This window comes from Plantactinospora sp. KBS50 (assembly GCF_002285795.1).
Classification (GTDB): Bacteria; Actinomycetota; Actinomycetes; order Mycobacteriales; family Micromonosporaceae; genus KBS50.
On the sequence record NZ_CP022961.1, the window covers coordinates 4,277,472 to 4,297,300 of the forward strand.

Here is a 19,829-nt window from a genome sequence, read left to right on the forward strand (position 1 = left end):
ACGTCACGCCATGACCACCAAATCGGCCTGCCCGGAGTGCGCGGACGAGGTGCCGATCAACGATTCGGTACGCCTCAACGAGATCGTCGAGTGCGCCGGGTGCCGGAACGAGTTGGAGATCGTCGCCCTGAGTCCGGCGGTGCTCGCGCTCGCCCCCGAGGTCGAAGAGGACTGGGGCGAGTGATCCGCGTCGCTGTTGTCGGCGCGGCCGGGTTCATCGGCGGGGAACTGCTGCGGCTGCTCGTCGGCCACCCCGAGGTCGAGGTGACGGCCGCGGTCTCCTCCCGGTTCGCCGGCAAACGGGTCGACGGTGTGCACCCGAACCTGCGATCCGCCACCGACCTGCTGTTCTGCTCGATGGACGAGGTGGACGAGGTGGACACCGTCTTCCTGGCCACGCCGCACGGCGCCGCGATGACCCAGATCGACCGCTGGATCGGGCACACCAAGCAGGTCATCGACCTCACCGGCGACTTCCGGCTGGCCGACGCCGAGGTCTTCCAGCGCTACTACGGCGCCCCGCACGCCGCGCCGCACCTGCTCGGCGAGTTCGTTCCCGGGATTCCCGAGCTGCACCGGGAGCGGCTGCGCGCCGCCGACCTGGTCAGCGTGCCCGGATGCATGGCCGTGGCCGGCGTGCTCTCGCTGCACCCGATCCGGGACCTGATCGGACCGGAGGCCCGCCTGGACGCGCGCACCGGGTCCAGCGGATCCGGCGCCACCGCCGGCGAGGGCAACCTGCACGCGTTCCGCAGCGGGGCCATGCGGGTGTTCGCGCCGACCGGGCACCGGCACGAGGCGGAGATCGCCCGGCACGTCGGGGTGCGGGTCACCATGACCGCGACCGGGGTCGAGGCGGTGCGCGGCGTGCAGACGGTCTGTCAGGTCACCCCGAAGCCGGGCGTCGACGGGAAGGCGGTACGCCAGGCGTTCCGGGAACGCTACCGCGACGAGCCGTTCGTCCGGCTGGTCGCGCAGCAGCGCGGCCGGTACCGGTACCCGGAGCCGAAGATCCTGTCGGGTTCGAACTTCTGCGACGTCGGGTTCGCGTTCGACGAGGACACCGGCCGGTTGATCACCATCGCGGCGCTGGACAACCTCATGAAGGGCGGCGCCGGCAACGCGGTCCAGTGCCTGAACATCCGCATGGACTGGCCGGAGACCCTCGGCCTGTCCTTCCCCGGCCTGCACCCCGCCTAGGAGAGCCGTGACCAGAGTGCTGACGGTCGTCAAGTGCGGCGGGAACCCGGCGGTGGACTCCGCGGGCGTCTGCGCCGACGTCGCCCGGCTCGTCGACCGGGGCGAGTCCGTCGTCCTGGTGCACGGCGGCTCCGGCGAGATCGCCCGGCTGGCCGGGAGGCTGGGCGTGCCGCAGCGCACCCTGGTCGCCCCGGACGGGGTGTCGGCCCGGTACACCGATCCGGCGATGCTGGAGGTCGTCGTGCTCGCGCTGGCCGGGGCGGTCAAACCGGCGATCGTCGCCACGCTGTCCCGCCTCGGGGTGCCCGCCGTCGGCCTCACCGGCCTCGACGGCGGCATGCTGCGGGCGAGCCGCAAACGGGCGCTCCGGGCGGTGGTGGACGGCCGCACCGTGCTGGTGCGGGACAACCACAGCGGCCGGATCGTCGCCGTCCGCACCGGACTGCTGGACGGCCTGCTGCGGTCCGGTTTCGTGCCGGTTGTCTCGCCGCCCGCGATCGACGAGCACGGCCGGGCGGTGAACGTCAACGCCGACCGCGTGGCGGCGGCGCTCACGGTGGCGCTCGGCGCCGACCGGCTGGTGCTGCTGACCGGCGCGCCGGGCGTGCTCGCCGATCCCGGGGACGACAGCAGCGTGCAGCGCAGCTACGAGGTGCCCCCGACCGGGGCACCCGGATCCGTCGCCGGCGGCGGCATGGCGCTCAAACTCATCGCCGCCCGCGACGCCCTGGCCGGCGGGGTGCCGTCGGTGCGGATCGCCGACGGACGGGTGCCCGATCCGATCAGCCGGGCTCTGGCCGGGTCCGGAACAACGGTGACCATGGCCGGCGCCCTGTCGGCGGCCGGCCGCTCCGCACGAAAGGGGAACTGACGATGGACCGCACCTACCTCGTGGTCGTCAACGACGAGGAGCAGTACTCGATCTGGGACGCCGACCGCGACCTGCCGGCCGGGTGGCGCGGCGAGGGCTTCCGCGGCCCCGAGGCCGACTGCCTGGCCCACATCGAACAGATCTGGACCGACATGCGTCCGCTCAGCCTGCGCCGCGCCATGGCGTCGGGCGCCTGACCCCCGGCACCACCGATCAAGCCGCCACCACCAAAGAGAGCGTGCCTGATGATCCTCGACCAGTTCCATTCCCGCATCATCCAGGCGCCGGACGCGATCGCCGTGCAGGATGGCGACCGGCAACTCACGTACCTGGAGTTGGCCGGACACGCCAGCGGCCTGGCGGCCCGGCTCACCCGGCGTGGGGTCCGACCGGGTGACGTGGTCGCCGTCTACGTCGACCGGTCCGCCGAGATCGTCGTCGCCGAGCTGGCCGTGCTGCTGGCCGGCGCGGCCTACGTACCGCTCGATCCGGCCCATCCGAGCACGCGGACCACGGAGCTGCTGGGCCTGTCCGGGGCCGCCGCGGTGATCACCACCGGGCCGCTGCTGTCGGCCGGCGTGCAGCTGCGCGATCCCGAGGTCGTCGACCTGGCGCGGGCGCCCGTCGAGGGCTACCTGCCGGTCCCGCGACCGGACGACGAGGCGCTTGCCTACGTCATCTTCACCTCGGGCTCGACCGGGCGGCCCAAGGCGGCCGCGGTCCGCCACGGTGGCCTCGCGAACCTCATGCGCTGGCACGAGGACACCTTCGGCCTGCGCCCCGGGGACCGCACGACGCTGCTGTGCGCCCCCGGATTCGACGTCTCGGTGTGGGACACCTGGCCGACGCTGGCGGCCGGCGGCACGCTGGTGGTGCCCCCCGCGGCCGTGCGCGCCTCGCCGCCGGACCTGGTCGGCTGGCTGGCCGACGAGCGGATCACCGCGACCTTCCTGCCCACGCCGCTGGCCGAGGCGGTGCTCGACCTGCCGTGGCCGGCGCACACCACGCTGCGGTGGATGCACACCGGCGGCTCCGCGCTGCAGCGCGGCGTGTCACCCGGCCTGCCGTTCACCCTTGTCAACGTGTACGGCCCGGCCGAGTGCACGGTGGCCGCGACGACCACCGCGGTGCCTGCGGGCGGCCCGGTGCCGCCGCCGATCGGCGTACCGCTGGACGGCGTGCGCTGTTACGTGCTCGACGGTTTCGACCCGGTACCCGACGGCGAGCCCGGCGAGATGTGCCTGGCCGGCGCGTGCGTGGCCCGGGGCTACCTGAACGAGCCGGCCGCCACCGCGCGGTCGTTCGTACCCGACGTCACGGTCCCGGGCCAGCGGATGTACCGCACCGGAGACCTGGTCCGCCGCCGGCCCGACGGGGTCTTCGAATACCTCGGCCGGCTCGACGACCAGGTCAAGATCCGCGGCTTCCGGATCGAGCCCGGCGAGATCGCGGCCGTCCTGCGGCAGCATCCGGCCGTCCGGGAGTCCTACGTGGCCACCCGGCGCACCGGCTCCGCCGACCCGGTGCTGCACGCCTACGTCGCCGCGGACGCCACCCCGGCCGAGCTGATCGCGTTCGTGGCGGCCCGGCTGCCCGAATACATGGTGCCGGCGGCCGTCGTCGTGCTGCCCGCGCTGCCGATGACGGCCAACGACAAGGTGGACCGGGACGCGCTGCCCGAACCCGACCGGGTGGCCGCCGGCCTGGCCTCGGTGGCGGCGCCGCAGCGCACGCGGACCCAGGGCGCGGTGGCCGGGATCGTGTCCGACCTGCTCGGTGGCGTGGCGGTCGGCGCCGACGACGACTTCTTCGCCCTCGGCGGCAACTCGCTTCTGCTCGGACGGCTCTCGACCCGGATCGCCGCCGAACTCGACGCGAAGCTCAGCCTGGCCGAGCTGGCCTGCGCCGGCACGATCGCCGCGTTCGCCGACCTGGTCGACGAGCGGACCGGCCGCGCGGGGGTGGACAGCGGCCTGGACCTGGACCTTGCGGCCCCACCGGCCCCGCCGCCGGTCACCCGGGCCGACCGCGACCGGCCGATCCCCCTGTCGTTCCAGCAGAAACGGGTGTGGTTCTTCACCGAGCTGGCCCCGGACAACATCGCCTACAACTTCCAGGCCACCGTGTCGCTGCACGGCGACGTGGACACCGGGGCCTTCCGCGCCGCGCTCGACGAGATCGTGCGCCGGCACGAGATGCTGCGGACCGCCTTCGTCAGCATCGACGGCGTCGCGGTGCAGCGGCCGGTCGCAAGCGTCGCCGCGCCGCTGCGCGTGCTGGACGTGCCGCGCGAGCGGGCCGACGACGTGGTCGCCGCCGAACTGGCCCGGCCGTTCGACCTGACCAGCGCCCCGCTGGCCCGCTGGCTGCTGCTGCGCCACGGGGACGGCGAGAACACGTTCGTCCACGTCGAGCACCACTTCATCCACGACGGCTGGTCACTCGCGGTGTTCCTGTCCGAGCTGTCGGCGCTCTATCCGGCGTTCGCCGCCGGCCGGCCGTCGCCCCTGCCGGAGCTGGCCGTCCAGTACGCGGACTACGCGATCTGGCAGCGGGAGTGGATGGACGGCGACGTACTGAAGGCCCACGTCGACCACTGGGGCACCCGGCTGGCCGGCGCGTCGGACCGGCTGGAGCTGCCGGCCGACCACCCGCGACCGCCGGTGATGAGCCTGCGCGGCGCGGCGCCGCGGATCAAGGTCCCGGCCGAGCTGGCCCGCGCGCTGCGCGCGTTCAGCCGGCAGCACCGGGTGTCGCTGTTCTCGACCATGTACACCGCCTTCGCCGCCCTGCTGCACCGGTACACCGGGCAGCGGGACCTGCTGGTCGGCACCGGCATGGCCAACCGGAGCCTGCCCGAACTCCAGCCGCTGCTGGGCATGATCGTCAACACGGTCGTCCTGCGGACCCGGCCGCACGGCCGGATGTCGTTCAGCGACCTGCTCGGCCAGGTCCAGGAGACCGTGCTCGACGCGCTGGCATGGTCGGAAACCCCGCTGGACACGGTGATCGATGCGATCGGGCCGGAACGCGACTCCTCGCGGCTGCCGCTGTTCCAGGTCATGTTCAGCTTCCACGACTCGGCCGTGCCCGACCTCGACTTCGGCGGCCTCACCGGCGCGGTCACCGAGCGGGCCAACGGCTCGGCCAAGGCCGACCTCAACATCATCGTGGTGCCGCGCGGGGCGCAGCGGGTGGGCCGGGAGTCCCGGCCCGAGGACGACGACCTGAACCTGATCTGGGAGTACTCGACCGACCTGTTCGACGCCTCGACCATGTCCCGGATGGCCAAGCACTACCTGAACCTGCTCGCCGACGCCCTGGCCCGACCGGACACCGCGACCGACCGGCTGCGGCTCATCCCGGACGACGAGTCGGGGCTGCTGGAACGCTGGAGCCGCGGGCCGGCGGTGCCCGAGGCCGGGCCGGGCCGGACGATCCCCGCCCTGTTCGCGGCCCAGGTCGCGATCCGGCCGGACGCGACGGCGCTGGTGTTCGGCGCCGAATCCATGACCTACGCGGAGCTGGACCGGCGCAGCAACGCCCTGGCCGCTCGGCTGCGCCGGCGCGGGGTGGTCGCCGACGTGCCGGTCGCGGTGGCGATCGAGCGCGGCCCCGACCTCGTGGTGGCGCTGCTGGCCGTGTCGAAGGCCGGCGGCGCGTACCTGCCGATCGAGGCGGGCAGCCCGGCGCCCCGGGTGGCGGCCATGATCGCCGCCGCGGGCGCCCGGCTGCTGCTGGCGACGCGGTCCACCGACCTGGCCGAGATCCCCGGGGTGGACACGGTGCGCGTCGACGCCGGAGCCACCGACGCCGAGCCCACCGACGCCGCCGAGCGCGCCGAGCCCGACGCCGCCGACGATCGGACGCCGCCACCGGACCTGTCCCACCCGGACAGCCTGGCCTACATCAGCTTCACCTCGGGCTCGACCGGCGTACCGAAGGGTGTCGCCGTGCCACACCGCGGTGTGGTGCGGCTCGTCCACGACCCGGCGTTCGCCCCGCTCGGCCCGGGCCAGCGGCTCCTGCACTTCGCCCCGGTCGCGTTCGACGCCTCCACCTGGGAACTGTGGGGCGCGCTGCTGACCGGCGCGACGGTGGTGATCGCGCCACCCGGCCCGCTCGGGCTGCCGGAGATCGCCGCCCTGCTGCGCACCGCCGACGTGACGGTCGCGTGGCTCACCGCCGGCCTGTTCCACCAACTGGCCGAGGCGGATGTGGCGGCCCTCGCCGGCGTACCCGTCCTGCTGGCCGGCGGCGACGCGCTCAGCCCCGGCACGGTGCGTGCCGTGCTGTCGGCCCGCGACCACCGGCCGCTGGTCAACGGGTACGGCCCGACCGAGAACACCACGTTCACCACGTGCCACGTGGTGACCGACCCGGACCAGGTGGCCTCGACGATGCCGATCGGCCGCCCGATCCAGGGCACCACCGTGCACCTGTTCGACGAGAGCGGCCAGCCGGTGCCGATCGGCGTGACCGGCGAGCTGTTCACCGGCGGGGAGGGCCTCGCCCGCGGCTACGTCGGCAACGCCGCCGCCACCGCGCGGGCCTTCGTGCCCGATCCCACCGGGCACGGCACGCGGCTGTACCGGACCGGGGACCTGGCCCGCTGGCGCGCCGACGGGGTCCTCGAGTTCGTCGGCCGCGCCGACGACCAGATCAAGATCCGTGGCTTCCGGGTGGAGCCCGGCGAGGTCGTGTCGGTCCTGCGCACGCATCCGGACGTGGGCGACGCGGTCGTCCTGGTGGCCGGCCAGGGCGCGCAACGGCACCTGATCGCGTACGTGACGCCGGCCGACGGCGTCGACCTTGGCACCCTGCGGCCGGCGTCGCTGCACGACTTCCTGGCCGGTCGGCTGCCGGAGTACCTGGTGCCCACCGGGTTCAGGGCCCTGGACCGGTTCCCGCTCAACGCCAACGGCAAGGTCGACCGGGCCGCGCTGCCCGCGCCGGAGGTCCAGACCCGCGGGCCGGTCACCCCGCCGCGGGGCGACACCGAGCAGCGGTTGGCCGACACCTGGCGGCGGCTGCTGCCCACCCACGACCCGTCCGACGGCGACATCGGCCGCGAGGACAGCTTCTTCGCCCTCGGCGGCAACTCGCTCCTGGCCTCCCGCCTGATGTTCCGGATCCGCGAGGTGTTCGACGTCGAACTGCGGATGGCCACCTTCTACGAGAAGCCCACGCTCGTCGACTGCGCCGCCGCGATCGACGCCGCGCGCGAGCGGGCCGGGACCGAACCGGCGCGGCCGGCCGCCATCGGCCGCCGGGACCGCCGCGCGTACCGCGCCGACGCCCCGCAACCACCGCCGGGCCGGAAGCTCGCACCGCACCTGGTCCACCTGGACGGCGACTGGGCACTGTGGCGGACGTTCTGCCTGCGGGCGGCCGGCTTCCCGGCCCACCTGCTGGCCGGCCTCGGCGCCGCCGACCTGGCCGCGGCGGCCGACGCCGTGCTCGCCGCGGGCGGGCCGGCCGACGCCGCGGACGCCGCCCACAAGCCGGCCGACGCCGCGCTCGCCGCGGGCGAGCCGGCCAGGGCCGCCTACCGCGCCGAGTTCACCGCGGCGCTGCGCCGCCAGTCCGCGACCCTGCACGCGGTCGCCAGCCGGCCGGCGCTGCGCGAGGCGGTGGCCTGGCAGAACCGGCACGCGCTGACGACCGGGCTCGACCCGGTCGTCCGGCGCGGCCCGGCGCCGGCCAAGCGGGACACCAAGACCCGCCAGCACGAGGCGCTCATCGCGAGCTACCTGCAGCGGTACTGCGCCAAGAACGACACCATCGGCTTCTTCGGCCCGGTGGGCTGGTCGCGGATCGACGACGGCACCGGCATCCGGATCACGCCGGACCCGGCGGGACGATTTCTGGCCGATCGCATCACGTACCTGGAGGGCTGGGCGGTGGCCGCGATCCTGGCCGACCACGGCACGGCCCTGCGCCCCTGGCTCGTACCGCGGAAGATGCCGTTCGTCGGCCTCGACGGCACCCAGCTTCGCGTGCCGCTGGCGCCGCCGGTGCCGCTGAGCCCGGCCGAGGCGGCGGTCCTGCGGGCCGTCGACGGCGCGCGCGACGCCGGGGCGGTCGCCGACCTGGCGCTCGCCGACGGGTCGGCCGGACTGCGGGACGCCGACGAGGTCTTCGCCGTGCTGGCCCGGCTGGCCGACCAGCGCCGGCTGGCCTGGCAGGTCGAAATCTCCCCGCCCGACATCCATCCGGAGCGGACCATGCGGTCGCTGCTGGCGCGGGTCACCGACGACGGCGTGCGGACGGCGGCCACCCGGGCGCTCGACGAGCTGACCGCCGCCCGGGACGAGCTGGCCGGCGCGGCCGGCGACCCGGAACGGCTGGCCCCGGCCATGGCCGACCTGGAGGCGACCTTCACCCGCCTGGCCGGCGTCCCGCCCACCCGACGCGCCGGCGAGCTGTACGCCGGACGCACCGTCGCCTACGAGGAATGCCTGCGCGCCGACACCGTACGGCTCGGCGCCGACACGCTGGACGGGATCCGGGAGGCGCTGGCGCTGGTGCTCGACAGCGCCCGATGGTTCCTCGGCGCCTGTGCCGAGGTGTACACCGACCACTTCGAGGCGGCCTACCGCAAGCGGGCCGCCGCGCTCGGCACCGACGTGGTGCCGTTCGCCGACCTGTGGCTGCTGGTCAACGACGCCCTGTTCCACCGGTCGGCGGCCCTCATCCGGCCCGCCGTGACGGCGCTGCAGGAACGCTGGTCGGCGATCCTCGACCTGCCCGAGGGCTCCCGACGGGTCCAGCTACGCTCGGCCGACCTGCGGCGGCGGGCGGCCGAGCGGTTCCCGGCCCCGCCGCGGCCGTGGCCGACGGCCGTGTTCCACAGCCCGGACCTGATGATCGCCGGGGCGGACGCCGCCGCCGGCGGCCGGCTCACCTGGGTGCTCGGCGAGGTGCACCCCAGCAGGGTCACCGCCCGCTACGGCACGTGGCTGGAGCTGCACGACGATCCGGACGGCTACCACGCGGCAATGCGGCACGACCTCGCCGGACCGGTCGTCTGGCAGGCCGAGACGGCCGAGATCGGCGGCAGCGCCACCCGGCAGGCCGGTGCGCTGGTGTCCCCGGGCGACCGGCGGCTCGTCTGGTCGCACGACGCCAACGGCTACGACCCGGCCACCACCCTGGCGGTGGGCGACTGCGACGTGATCACCTCCTCGACCGGGCTGCGGGTCCGGCGCCGCGACGGGACCTTCGAGCGCGACCTGCTCCCGGTCCTCGGCGACCTGATCATCAGCGTGATCGTCAACAGCTTCGACCCGGTGCCGGCCGCCGCGTACACCCCGCGCGTCGCCATCGACGATCTCGTGGTCGCCCGGGAGCGGTGGACGTTCGCCGCCGCCGACGTCACGTTCGCCGGCACGGCCGACGAGAGAACCCGGTACCTGCAGGCCCGGGCCTGGGTGACCGGGCACGGCCTGCCCCGGCACGCGTTCCTCCGGTTCACCGGCGAGCGCAAGCCGATCTACGCGGACCTGACCAGCCCCGTGTCGATCGACCTGATCTCCCGGTCGGTCCGGCGCTGTCGCCACCGTGCCGGGGACGAGGCGACGGTGACCGTCGTCGAGATGCTGCCGGAACCGGACCAGGCCTGGCTCGTCGACGCCGACGGCCAGCGCTACACCAGCGAGCTGCGGATGGTCGCAGTGGATCAGAAGACGGCTGAGAGCCAGGAGGGCTGAGGCGTGGCTGTATACGAACTCCCGACGTCGTTCGCCCAGCGGCGGATGTGGCTGCTGGTCGAGATGGACCCCGACCTGCCCACGTACAACATCTCCTGGGCGGTGTGGCTGGACGGTCCGCTCGACGTCGACGCGCTGCAGGCGGCCTGGGACGCGGCCCTGGCCCGGCACGAATCCCTGCAGACCACGTTCCGCCACGAGGCCGGCGTGCCGGTGCAGATCATCGACGACGAGCCGGATCCGCGGCCGCTGCTGATCACCTCGGTCGAGCACCTGCCCGAGGAGGAACGCGTACCGGCCGCCCGGGCGCTGATCCGCGAGATGGCCGGCATCACCTTCGACGTGGCCGCCGGGCCGCTCGCGGTGGCCACGCTGGTCCGGATGTCGCCGCAGGCCCATGTCCTCGCGGTCGTGGCCCACCACATCGTGGCCGACGGCTGGTCGTTCCGGGTCCTCTTCGACGAGTTGTCCACCGACTACGAGGCCATCGTCCGCGCCGGCGCCCCGGCCGTCGCGGAACCGGCGATCCAGTACGCCGACTACGCCGTCTGGCAGCTCGAACACGCCGAGAACGGCGGGTACGCGCCGGCCCTGCGGTTCTGGCAGGACGAGTTGGCCGACGCGCCGTCGGCGCTGTCGCTGCCGACCGACGAGCCGTACCCGGCCCGCCAGACCTTCGCCGGCCGATCCATCCACACCACAATGGACAATGAGCTGGCCGAGGCGCTCCGGCAACTCGCCGCCAAGCAGGGCACCACGGTGTTCGCCGTCCTGCTGGCCGCCTACGCGGTCGTGTTGTCCCGGCTGACCGACACCGACGATCTCATGATCGCCGTACCGATGGCCGCCCGGACCCGGCCGGAGATGGAGACGATGGTCGGCCTGCTGATGAACACCGTGCCGATGCGGATCCGGGTCGACCGGGACGCCACGCTCGGTGACCTGGTGCGATCCGTGCACCGCGCGACCGCGCGGGCCCTGGCCCACCAGGAGCTGCCGTTCGAGCGGGTGGTGGAGGCGCTGCGGCCCGACCGCGACCCGGCCCGGTTCACACTCACCCAGGTGATGTTCGCGATGGAGGAGTCCTGGGCCGTCCCCGACCGCGGCGGGCTGCACTGGCGACCCGAGCTGGTGGAGAACGGCACCGCGAAGTTCGAGATCGAGCTGACCGTCACCGAGGCGGCGGACGGCCCCCAGGTGCGGGTCAACTACAACAGCGACCTCTTCCACGACGCGACCGGGCAACTCGTGACCGACGGCTTCCAGGCGATCCTGCGTTGCCTCGTCGACGATCCGGACCGGGTCGTCGCCGAGGCGGAGATCATGTCCCCCGACCTGTCGGACCTGGTCACCAGCCGCTGGCCGGACGGCGGCCCGCACCTGGACCCGGACGCGACCGCGGTGGCCCGGCTGCACGCCGCGTGTGCCGGCGACGCGGTCGTCGTCACCGGCAGCGACGGCGAGCTGACCGGCGCGCAGGTGCGCGACCGGGCCCGGCGGATCGCCGCCGCGCTGGCCGGGCGGGGCGTCGGCGCGGCCGACCGGGTGGCGATCCTGCTGCCCCGCGGCGCCCGGCTCCTGCCCACGGTCCTCGGCGTCTGGTCGACCGGCGCGGCCTACATACCGCTGGACCCGATCTATCCGCAACAGCGCATCGCCATGATGCTGGCCGATGCCGGGGCGGCCGCGATCGTGCTCGACAGCGGCGTCACGGACGCGCCGACCCTCCCGCCGACGGCGGCGCCGATACCGGTCGTCGACCTGGCCGCGCTCCCCGCGGACCTCGCGGGGCCCGAGCCGGTACTCGACCCGCCGCCGCTGGCCCCGGCCGTGACCATCTTCACCTCCGGGTCGACGGGCCGGCCCAAGGCGGTCACCGTGACCCAGGGCGGCATCGCGGCGCTGCTCGACGCGGTCGCGCCGAAGCTGGCCCTCGGCCCGCGGGACCGGTTCGTCGCCGTGTCGACGTTCGCGTTCGACATCGCCCTGGTCGAGCTGCTCGCGCCGGTACTGGCCGGCGGACGCGCCGTGGTCGCCGACACCGAACAGGTCAAGGACCCGGCCCGACTGCGCGAACTGCTGATCGACAGCGAAGCGACCGCCATGCAGGCCACGCCGGCCGGCTGGCGGATGCTTGTCGACGCCGGCGGCATCCCGGCGGCCGTGTCGCTGCGGATGACCGCCGGGGAGCCGCTGCCCCGGGACCTCGCCGACGCGATGGCCGCCGGCCCGGGGGCGCGGGTGTGGAACCTGTACGGCCCGACCGAGACGACGATCTACTCCGGCGGCGACGCCGTCGCCGGCTCGCCGGCCCCGATCGAGATCGGGTCGATCATCGGTGGGACCCGGCTGTACGTGCTCGACGCCCGGGCGCGGCCGGTCCCGCCCGGCGTCTTCGGGGAGGTCTACATCGGCGGAGCCGGGGTGGGCCACGGCTACCACGATTCGCCGGGGATGACCGCGGCCCGCTTCCGGCCCGACCCGTTCGGCCCACGGCCGGGCGCCCGCCTGTACCGGACCGGCGACGTCGGCCGGTGGCGCCGGACCGGCCGGATCGAGCTGGCCGGCAGGGCCGACCGGCAGATCAAGATCCGCGGGTACCGGATCGAGAGCGGCGAGGTCGAGGCGGCCCTACGAAGCCACCCCGACGTCGCCGAGGCCGTGGTGTCGGTGCGTGGCGGCGGTGACGACGTACGCCTCGTCGGCTACCTCGTCACCGCGGACGGCGCCGACCAGCCGCCCGCCGGGCTGAGCGACCACCTGCGGCAGACGCTTCCCGACTACATGGTCCCGGCCGCGTACCTGGTGCTGCCCGCGCTGCCGCTCACCCGCAGCGGCAAGGTCGACCACCGCGGCCTGCCCGAGCCCGACTGGAACGCGTCGGCGAGCCAGGAGCGGATCGCCCCGCGCACACCGGTCGAGGCCCGACTGGCCTCCATCGTGGCCGAGTTGCTGTTGCTGCCGGCGCCGGTCGGCGTACGGGACAACTTCTTCGCCCTCGGCGGACACTCGCTGACGGCGGCCCGGTTGATGGCCCGGATCCGCGCCGACTACGGCATCGACCTGCCGATCCGGACGCTCTTCTCCGACCCGACGGTCGCCGGGCTGGCCGCCACGATGGCCGCCGGCCGGCCCGGCTGACCCGATCGAGCGGTCCCCCGCTTCCTCGTGTGGCCCGAGGTGAAGCGGTGCCGGGCGCGATGGACCCGCGGTGACGTCCGGACGTTGCCGCGGGCACTCGGTCCGCGCCGACGCGACCGGGGTACGCCTCGTCGCGCGCCACCGCTCTCGGGAAGCACAAGGGACAATGCGGTCGCAGGGACTGCTCCACGGGTTCTAGCCTCGGTCCATGACCGCGATGACGCCTGTGCTGGAGTGTGGTCCGTCCGACTGCCCGTTCTGGACAGTCGACAGACCTGGCTCCTTCATCCCGATCCCGCGCCTGCCAACGCCGCAGCAGGTGGGAACGGTGGTGTGGACGTTGATCGCACGCAGCGTCACCGCGGATGACCTGTCCATTACTGCGACGGACGCCTCTGAAGCGATCGAAAGGTACTTGACCTCTGATGAAGCGGACTACGCACCCGGCGGTCTGCGGATCAGTGACGGCGATGTCGTCCTCGACCCCGGCTGCTGCGTCGGTCTTGACGAGTGGCGCGACTGGCTGCGAGTCCTCGACGGAGAGGTGATCTATCTCGGACACGACCCCGACGTGTTGGTTGAGCACCGTGGACGGGTGCTGCGCGTATGGAAGGACAAGGATCAGCTCCTTCCAGGGCAACCACCCAGCCCAGGCGAGCAGCACATCGACATCCCGTGCGATGGCCTGCCGACGCTTCTGGATGCCGTTCAGCGGGACCTGGTCGGTTTCCTGACCGCCTTGCACTCCTGGGTGCGGGACTTCGCCGTCGAACTGGCCGATCCGTTCGCCGCCGCCGTGGACCGGCGCCTGCTGATCAGCGCACCACTGGACACCTGACGCCAGGATGCTTCGACATCACCGGCGAGTCGACGTCCCGACCGTCGACCCCTTCTCAGCCAGTCCTCACCACACGCCTGCTGCCGCCCTTCGCCATGCACGCGGCGTTCCCGCGTTCGGACCACCACGAGGGCTCCGCCACGCCTGGGCACCGTGAGCTGGCGCTGCGCCTGTCCGCCGCCCAACTGGTTGCGGGCACGGCTGGGCAGCCCCCAGACGCTGCCCACATTCACCGGCCATCATCGCGGTGGCGCCGGGACTGAGCTTCACCTCGGCAGCATCGCCACGCGCCGGACTGTGCGCTCACAGTCAACTCTGCGGATGAACACGTCGGGTTTAATTGGCACACAGCCAATTTGGACACGGAGGGGACGACAGTGTTTTGGCGCTACGACACAAGGTTGATCCATCCACTCGACAGTTACGAACACTATCGCGAAGGCGCCACTTCCGAACTCTGCCCCTTCCAGATCCATGGGCGCAGGCTCAGCCATCTGCTCGCGGCGATGTCGGTTGTCCGATTCGGCAACCTCACCATCGAGTCGCTTAGCTTTGCCGCAGGCTCAGAGGTCGAAGCGCGACGCACCAAAGACCTGATCAGGTCCTTCGATCCGGAGTGCTATCAGATTTATCTCAGCGTGAACGGCGGACATTTCGAGGAACAAGCGGGTAACCAAATTGTCTTCCGGCCACGGGATCTTGCCCTCTATGACCCGTCCCTACCGCAACACAGCATAAATTCGACCAACCCGACCGGGATGCGGGTGATCCTGTTGTCCATCCCGAAAGCCATGGTTCCGATACCTCCAAAATTGATCCAACCATATGCCGGCAGGCTGTTACCCAGAAACTTACATGGCTACAGCTTTATCACGCAATTACTGATCAATTTGGCCGACAGCACGGAACACACTGACGAGTTCGCGACCGAATCCATCCTGCACGACTACGCGGTCGAGATGATCAGTCAACGAGTCGGGACATGTAACGAGATAAGATCAGCAACCCTTCGCGCTCTTCGCCTGGCCTGCATCCGCAGCACCATTCATCAACACCACGCCGACGCAACGCTCGACCTGCAACGCGTTGCCGATGCGGCGAACATTTCACTACGCTCCCTCCACAAGATCTGCCAAGAAGCGGAGATCACTCCGATGCAGCTGCTCAAGCAAGTGCGTCTGAACGCGTGCCGTGACACGTTGCATGACCCGAGGGCCAGGGCGATGACCATAAAAGCGGTCCACACCAGCCACGGCTACGGTCGCTCCGACCAGTTTGCCCGGGATTTCAAGAAGCAGTTCGGGGTGTCGCCCAAGGAGTTCCGTCTACACACCGATCCGCTGTGATCCGCCCCCGATTGGCGAGTGTGGGTCGCGGGCTCGTCTTCCCCGCCAGGAAGACAACCGCCACCGAATTATCCTCCGTGGACAGCAACAAAAAGCATCACGTCCCGCGGTTGGATCACCCGCCGGCGCGTTCATGCGTCCAGATTCACGTCACGGTCACCGTGCCCCCTCGTATTTCGTTATTGATGTGCGTAGCCGCCAGCAATCCTCGGCCGGTCCTAAACGTGTTAGACAAGGCTATGCACCTCCTGCACACACTTGTCACGGGGTGATCAGGTCGCAGCCAAACCAGCATCGGCCCGTGGATCCAACGGCTCTGTCTCGCATTCGGCGCTCACCGAAGGCATTCGACGTGGTCAAGACCCGATCGGCCGATCAGGGTCGGCCCCGCGCGGGTGGGGGCGAGCGTCCGGTCAGCGGCTGCCGTAGAAGACCTCTTCCAGGGCCAGTGCCGCGCCGCCGACGACGCCGGGGGTACGCAGTGATGGCCGTCTGATCCGGAACTCGTCGCGGAGGACGGGGTAGACGGCTGATCTCGTGGCGGCATGGACATCGTCCATCAGCGACTCGGACGCGGCCTCGAACATGCCGCCGAGCAGGATGAGCTGGGGGTTGAAGAGGTTCACCACGTTGGCCAGGGCCGCCGCCAGGTGCTGTACGAGTTCGGCGCGGATCCGCCGGGCCGCGTCGTCGCCCGCCGCCGCCAGGGCTTCCACGACGGCCAGCGGGGACGTCGGGGGCGCCCCGTCCTGCGGCATGATGCCTGCGCCGATCGCGCTGTCCAGCAGGCTGGTCTCGGAGACGACCGTCTCCAGGCAGCCCCGGGCCCCGCACGCGCAGGTACGTCCGCTGCTCACCGCGCGTACGTGGCCGAGTTCGCTGAGCCCGTGGATGCCGGCGTAGAAGGGTTTGCGGTCCAGGACCAGACCCAGCCCGAGTCCCGTCTTGATGTGCACGTACGCCAGGTCCCGTACGTCGTGGCGGCCGTAGAGGGTCTCGGCGAGTGCCATCGCGCGCACGTTGTGGTCCACGAAGACCGGGATGTTGAGCCGTGCTTCGAGGAGATCGGCGATGGGTACGTGGCGCCAGCCGAGGTGCACCGACATCAGGTTGGTACGCCGTTTGGTGTCGACGGGACCCGGCGCCGCGACGCCGATGGCGAGGCAGGGCGCGCTCTCCGCCTCGGCCAGCAGCTTCTCGATCGCGGTGGTCACCTTGTCGAGGACGACGGTGGGGTCGGTGGCGGGATCGAAGGCGAACGAGTCCTCGGTGAGCGTCTCGGCGCGGGCGTTGGTGAGGCCGAGGTTGACCACTCCGACACCGAGTTGCACGCCGCACACGGTGGCGGCGTCGGGCACCGCAGCCAGGGGAATCGCCGGGCGCCCCACCCGTGTCTCGGCGGCGGTGACCTGTTCTTCGATGTAGCCGCGGGCGATCAGCGGCGCGACGGTCTTGGTGATCGTGGTGGAGGAGACCTCCATCTCCGCGGCGAGTGTGGTTCGCGAGCAGGGTCCGAGGTCGCGCAGGAGCCGCATGATGGCCCGGTCGTGGTGGCCGAGTTGCTCGAAGGTGGTCGCAGAGAACCTGCGTGGCGCTCCCATGGGACTAATCTTCGCAGTCTTGCGCCGAACGGGTACCACCCTCGATCGGGGACGGTCGTTGCGTTGCGCCGGGTCGCGTCGCGTACGGGTAGCGGTCGAGAAGTGGATCCGCGTGCCGATCCATCCACTCGCTCAGGATGGCCCGCATGGCGTCCAGGACGGGACGCACGCCCGGCTGGGCGACCAGGTTGCGCTGGGAGTGGGGGTCCGCGTCGAGGTCGTAGAGTTCCTCCGGTACGCGCTGCCGATAGAGTTCGACCCGCTGCCGCACGGCATGGTCCCCGGCGGCGGCGCGTTCCATCGCCGCCCAGGTCAGCCCGTCCATGTTCTCCGCGACGTACTGCTGTTCCCCGTCCGACCACGCGTTCCAGATGTAGCCGTACCGGCGGTCCTGCACGCACCGCATCTCGAACCGGCGCTTGGCCGACGTCTCGTGGAAGACGGTCACGATCGGCCCGTGCTCGCGGGCGTCCGTACCGTCTCGCAGGAGCGGCAGCAGCGAGGCGCCGTCGACGTCCCCGGGCGGGTCGACCTCGGCCGCGTCGCAGAGGGTGGGCAGCAGGTCGAGGGTGGTGAACAGGGTGTCCTCGTCCCTCGACCCGGGCCGGGTGACCCCGGGCCACCGGATGACGAGCGGGGTCCGGGTGCTCTGCAGGTAGCAGTTGGCCTTGGCGAAGGGGAACGCCATGCCGTTGTCGGAGAGGAAGACGACGACCGTGCGGTCGGCCTGGCCGCTGTCCCGCAGCGCGGTCAGCACGGCGGACACCACGTCGTCGCAGCGCCGCGACGAGCTGAGGTACTCGGCGACCTCGGTGCGTACGTCGGGCAGGTCGGGGAGGAAGCCAGGGACGGGGTGGGTCCCGGCGGAGTAGGTCCGGGACGGGGCCGGCACGGCGGCGAGCTGTTCGGGGGTCCACTTCGCGGCCTCGGCCGCGCTGCCGTGGAACGGTCGGTGCGGGTCGTGCGCGTTGGCCATCAGGAACCAGGGTCGATCCTGGCGCGTGGCGTCGTCGATGAACTCGGCCGTCGCCCGTCCGTAGGCGTGGGGGTCACGCCCGAGCCCCAGTTGTTGCATGGTGCGGGTCAGGTCCCAGCCGAACTTCTCGACGGGTTGCAGGTGGTCGACCTTGCCGAGGATGCCGGCGAGGTATCCGGCGGGTCGGAGCAGGTCCGTGAGCACCCGGACGTCCTCGGCGATCGGCTCGAAACCCTCGGCGCCGTTTCGGTGCGGCAGCTTTCCCGACATGATCGCCGACCGGCTCGGCTGGCAGACCGCCGCCACGACGTGCGCCCGGTGGAAGGTCATGCCCGTCGCGGCCAGCCGGTCCAGGGCAGGCGTCACCCCCGGCGGTCCGCCGAACGGTCCCGGGGTGTGGAAGTCCATGTCGTCGGCGGTCAGCAGCAGGATGTTCAGGGGCATGAGCGAGCCTTCTGCGGGACGGCTCCGCACCCGGTCCGGGTGGGAGACCGGGGCGACGCGGAGGGGATTGACGGGCTATTGCGACGATGTTAATTTCCCAACCTGCGAAAGTAAATCCTCGAAATCCCCCACCCCGAGGAGTCCCATGAGCTCGCCGGTCCGCTCTTCGTCCATCTCCCGCCGTCGCCTACTGGCCGTCGGCTCGCTCGCCGCCGCCCTCGCCCTGACCGCCGGCGGCTGCACCTCGGCCCGGAACGGCGGCGCGAGCGCCGAAGCGGTCAAGGGCGGCACGATCACGTACGCGGTGGCGCTCGACGCGCTGCCCAGCGGCATCTTCGGCACGCTTGAGCGCAACTATCCGTGGATCAACAACGTCTTCCAGCCGGTCCTCCAGATCGACCCGGACACCCGGGAGCCGAAGCCGGTCCTCGCCACCAGCTGGAACATCGCGTCGGACGGCCTGTCGATCGAACTGACCCTGCACGAGGGCGTCACGTTCCACACCGGGCGGGCGATGAGCGCCGAGGACGTCAAGTACACCTTCGAACAGGCGGCCGACCCGCAGAACGCCTCCAACCTGGGATTCGTCGCACGAAGCTTCACCTCGATCACGGTGAAGTCCCCGACCGAGCTGACGGTCACGATGAGCGAACCCCAGCCGAGTCTGCTCGAGTTCCTCGACCAGACGCTCATCATCGACAAGGAAACCGCGGCCGGCCTCAAGGACGGCACGCAGGTCGTCGGCACCGGACCGTTCACCTTCGGCAACTGGAAACAGGGCGCCTCGTACGAACTGGTCAAGTACCCCGGGTACTGGAACGTCGACGAGGTCAACCTCGACCGCATCGAGTACGTCGTGACCACCGACGCGACGGCCGAGATCTCCGCGGTCCGCAGCGGTCGGGCCCAGATGGCCTCCGGGCTCACGCCCACCGACGCGCAGGCGTTCGCCTCCGGTCAGCATCGGCTGCTACCGGCCGGCGGCACCATCTACAACCTCGGGCTCAACGTCTCGACCGCACCCCTCGACGACGTCCGTGTGCGGCAGGCCGTCGCGTACGCCATCGACGGCGAGCGGATCAACAAGCAGGTACTCGCGGGAGTCGGCGAGGTCTCCAACGTCTTCTGGTCCGCCAAGGCACCGGGCGTGGACGAGACGCTGACCAGGCGCTACACCTACGACCCCGAGCGTGCGAAGCAGTTGGTCGCCGAGGCCGGCGCGGCCGGGGCCGAGGTGCCGATCACCTACGGCGCCAACCCGATCGTCCGCGCCATGTACTCCATCGTCGCCAACAACCTGACCGAGATCGGTCTCAAGCCGGTGTCCAAGGCCGTCGACCAGCCCGCGTTCTCCGCCGGGCAGTCCCGCGGCGATCTCGGCGCGGCGTACCTGTCGCTGCACGGCCAGGTCGGGCTCAGCCCGGTCACGTTGATCAACTCCCTGCCGCCGCTGCGCGCGAAGAACGCGAACGGCTTCTGGCCGCAGAAGTACCAGGACCTGCGCGCCGAACTGCTGGCCGCCCCGGCGGACCAGGCCGGCCCCGCGACCGCGGCGCTCAGCCGCTACCTGCTGGACGAACTCCCGTCCGTGCCGATCGTCCAGGCGCCGGCGCAGATCGTGGTCAGCAGCACCATCACCGGGGTGGAGAGCACGATCCGCGGGCCGATCCTGCTCGAACAGGCGGCGATCACGAAGTGAG

General features: G+C 71.9%; 11 protein-coding genes. 9 read left to right on the plus strand and 2 right to left on the minus strand.

Translation table 11 applies throughout. The annotated features are described in order from the left end of the window. The first annotated feature begins 10 nt into the window (after positions 1 to 10). The 8 genes from CIK06_RS18385 (at position 11) to CIK06_RS18420 (ending at position 15,108) form a co-directional block, all read left to right on the plus strand. Entirely contained in the window at positions 11 to 184 is a 174-nt protein-coding gene (locus CIK06_RS18385; protein ID WP_095565874.1) for a lysine biosynthesis protein LysW, read from the plus strand. Then, a complete protein-coding gene (argC, locus tag CIK06_RS18390; protein WP_095565875.1) occupies positions 181 to 1,200 on the plus strand; it encodes an N-acetyl-gamma-glutamyl-phosphate reductase in 1,020 nt (339 codons plus the stop codon). The genes CIK06_RS18385 and argC overlap by 4 nt, the downstream gene beginning before the upstream one ends. A 7-nt stretch (positions 1,201 to 1,207) precedes the next feature. Continuing rightward, positions 1,208 to 2,071: a [LysW]-aminoadipate kinase gene (locus CIK06_RS18395; RefSeq protein ID WP_095565876.1), complete on the plus strand. Its 864-nt coding sequence runs from the start codon at positions 1,208 to 1,210 to the stop codon at positions 2,069 to 2,071. Between the two features lie 2 nt (positions 2,072 to 2,073). Beyond that, entirely contained in the window at positions 2,074 to 2,268 is a 195-nt protein-coding gene (locus CIK06_RS18400) for an MbtH family NRPS accessory protein (protein WP_095565877.1), read from the plus strand. A gap of 48 nt (positions 2,269 to 2,316) precedes the next feature. After that, a complete protein-coding gene (locus tag CIK06_RS18405; protein WP_095565878.1) occupies positions 2,317 to 9,783 on the plus strand; it encodes a non-ribosomal peptide synthetase in 7,467 nt (2,488 codons plus the stop codon). A gap of 3 nt (positions 9,784 to 9,786) precedes the next feature. Continuing rightward, positions 9,787 to 12,924, plus strand: a complete 3,138-nt coding sequence (locus tag CIK06_RS18410) for a non-ribosomal peptide synthetase (RefSeq protein ID WP_157756843.1) — start codon at positions 9,787 to 9,789, stop codon at positions 12,922 to 12,924. 208 nt (positions 12,925 to 13,132) lie between these two features. After that, positions 13,133 to 13,762, plus strand: coding sequence for a hypothetical protein (locus CIK06_RS18415; RefSeq protein ID WP_095565880.1), 630 nt, complete (start codon positions 13,133 to 13,135; stop codon positions 13,760 to 13,762). A gap of 401 nt (positions 13,763 to 14,163) precedes the next feature. Further along, positions 14,164 to 15,108 carry an AraC family transcriptional regulator gene (locus CIK06_RS18420; RefSeq protein ID WP_198347936.1) on the plus strand — a complete coding sequence of 315 codons (945 nt, stop codon included), beginning with the start codon at positions 14,164 to 14,166 and terminating at the stop codon, positions 15,106 to 15,108. Between the two features lie 413 nt (positions 15,109 to 15,521). Here the strand turns inward: CIK06_RS18420 and CIK06_RS18425 are convergent, their stop codons facing one another. Both CIK06_RS18425 and CIK06_RS18430 read right to left on the minus strand, forming a co-directional pair. Next, positions 15,522 to 16,709 (minus strand): ROK family transcriptional regulator, encoded by a 1,188-nt coding sequence (locus CIK06_RS18425; RefSeq protein ID WP_095565882.1) that lies wholly within the window; start codon positions 16,707 to 16,709, stop codon positions 15,522 to 15,524. 4 nt (positions 16,710 to 16,713) lie between these two features. Next, positions 16,714 to 18,129, minus strand: a complete 1,416-nt coding sequence (locus tag CIK06_RS18430) for a sulfatase (RefSeq protein ID WP_095565883.1) — start codon at positions 18,127 to 18,129, stop codon at positions 16,714 to 16,716. 145 nt (positions 18,130 to 18,274) lie between these two features. Here CIK06_RS18430 and CIK06_RS18435 point away from each other — a divergent pair, with 145 nt between their 5' ends. Then, positions 18,275 to 19,828 (plus strand): ABC transporter substrate-binding protein, encoded by a 1,554-nt coding sequence (locus CIK06_RS18435; protein WP_157756844.1) that lies wholly within the window; start codon positions 18,275 to 18,277, stop codon positions 19,826 to 19,828. Position 19,829: the final 1 nt, after the last annotated feature.

Excerpts from the sequence above, each read along its gene's own strand:
- CIK06_RS18435 (WP_157756844.1), top strand. The coding sequence starts at position 18,275 with ATGAGCTCGCCGGTCCGCTCTTCGTCCATCTCCCGCCGTCGCCTACTG.
- CIK06_RS18425 (WP_095565882.1), bottom strand. The coding sequence starts at position 16,709 with ATGGGAGCGCCACGCAGGTTCTCTGCGACCACCTTCGAGCAACTCGGC.
- CIK06_RS18400 (WP_095565877.1), top strand. The coding sequence starts at position 2,074 with ATGGACCGCACCTACCTCGTGGTCGTCAACGACGAGGAGCAGTACTCG.
- CIK06_RS18385 (WP_095565874.1), top strand. The coding sequence starts at position 11 with ATGACCACCAAATCGGCCTGCCCGGAGTGCGCGGACGAGGTGCCGATC.
- CIK06_RS18405 (WP_095565878.1), top strand. The coding sequence starts at position 2,317 with ATGATCCTCGACCAGTTCCATTCCCGCATCATCCAGGCGCCGGACGCG.
- CIK06_RS18415 (WP_095565880.1), top strand. The coding sequence starts at position 13,133 with ATGACCGCGATGACGCCTGTGCTGGAGTGTGGTCCGTCCGACTGCCCG.
- CIK06_RS18430 (WP_095565883.1), bottom strand. The coding sequence starts at position 18,129 with ATGCCCCTGAACATCCTGCTGCTGACCGCCGACGACATGGACTTCCAC.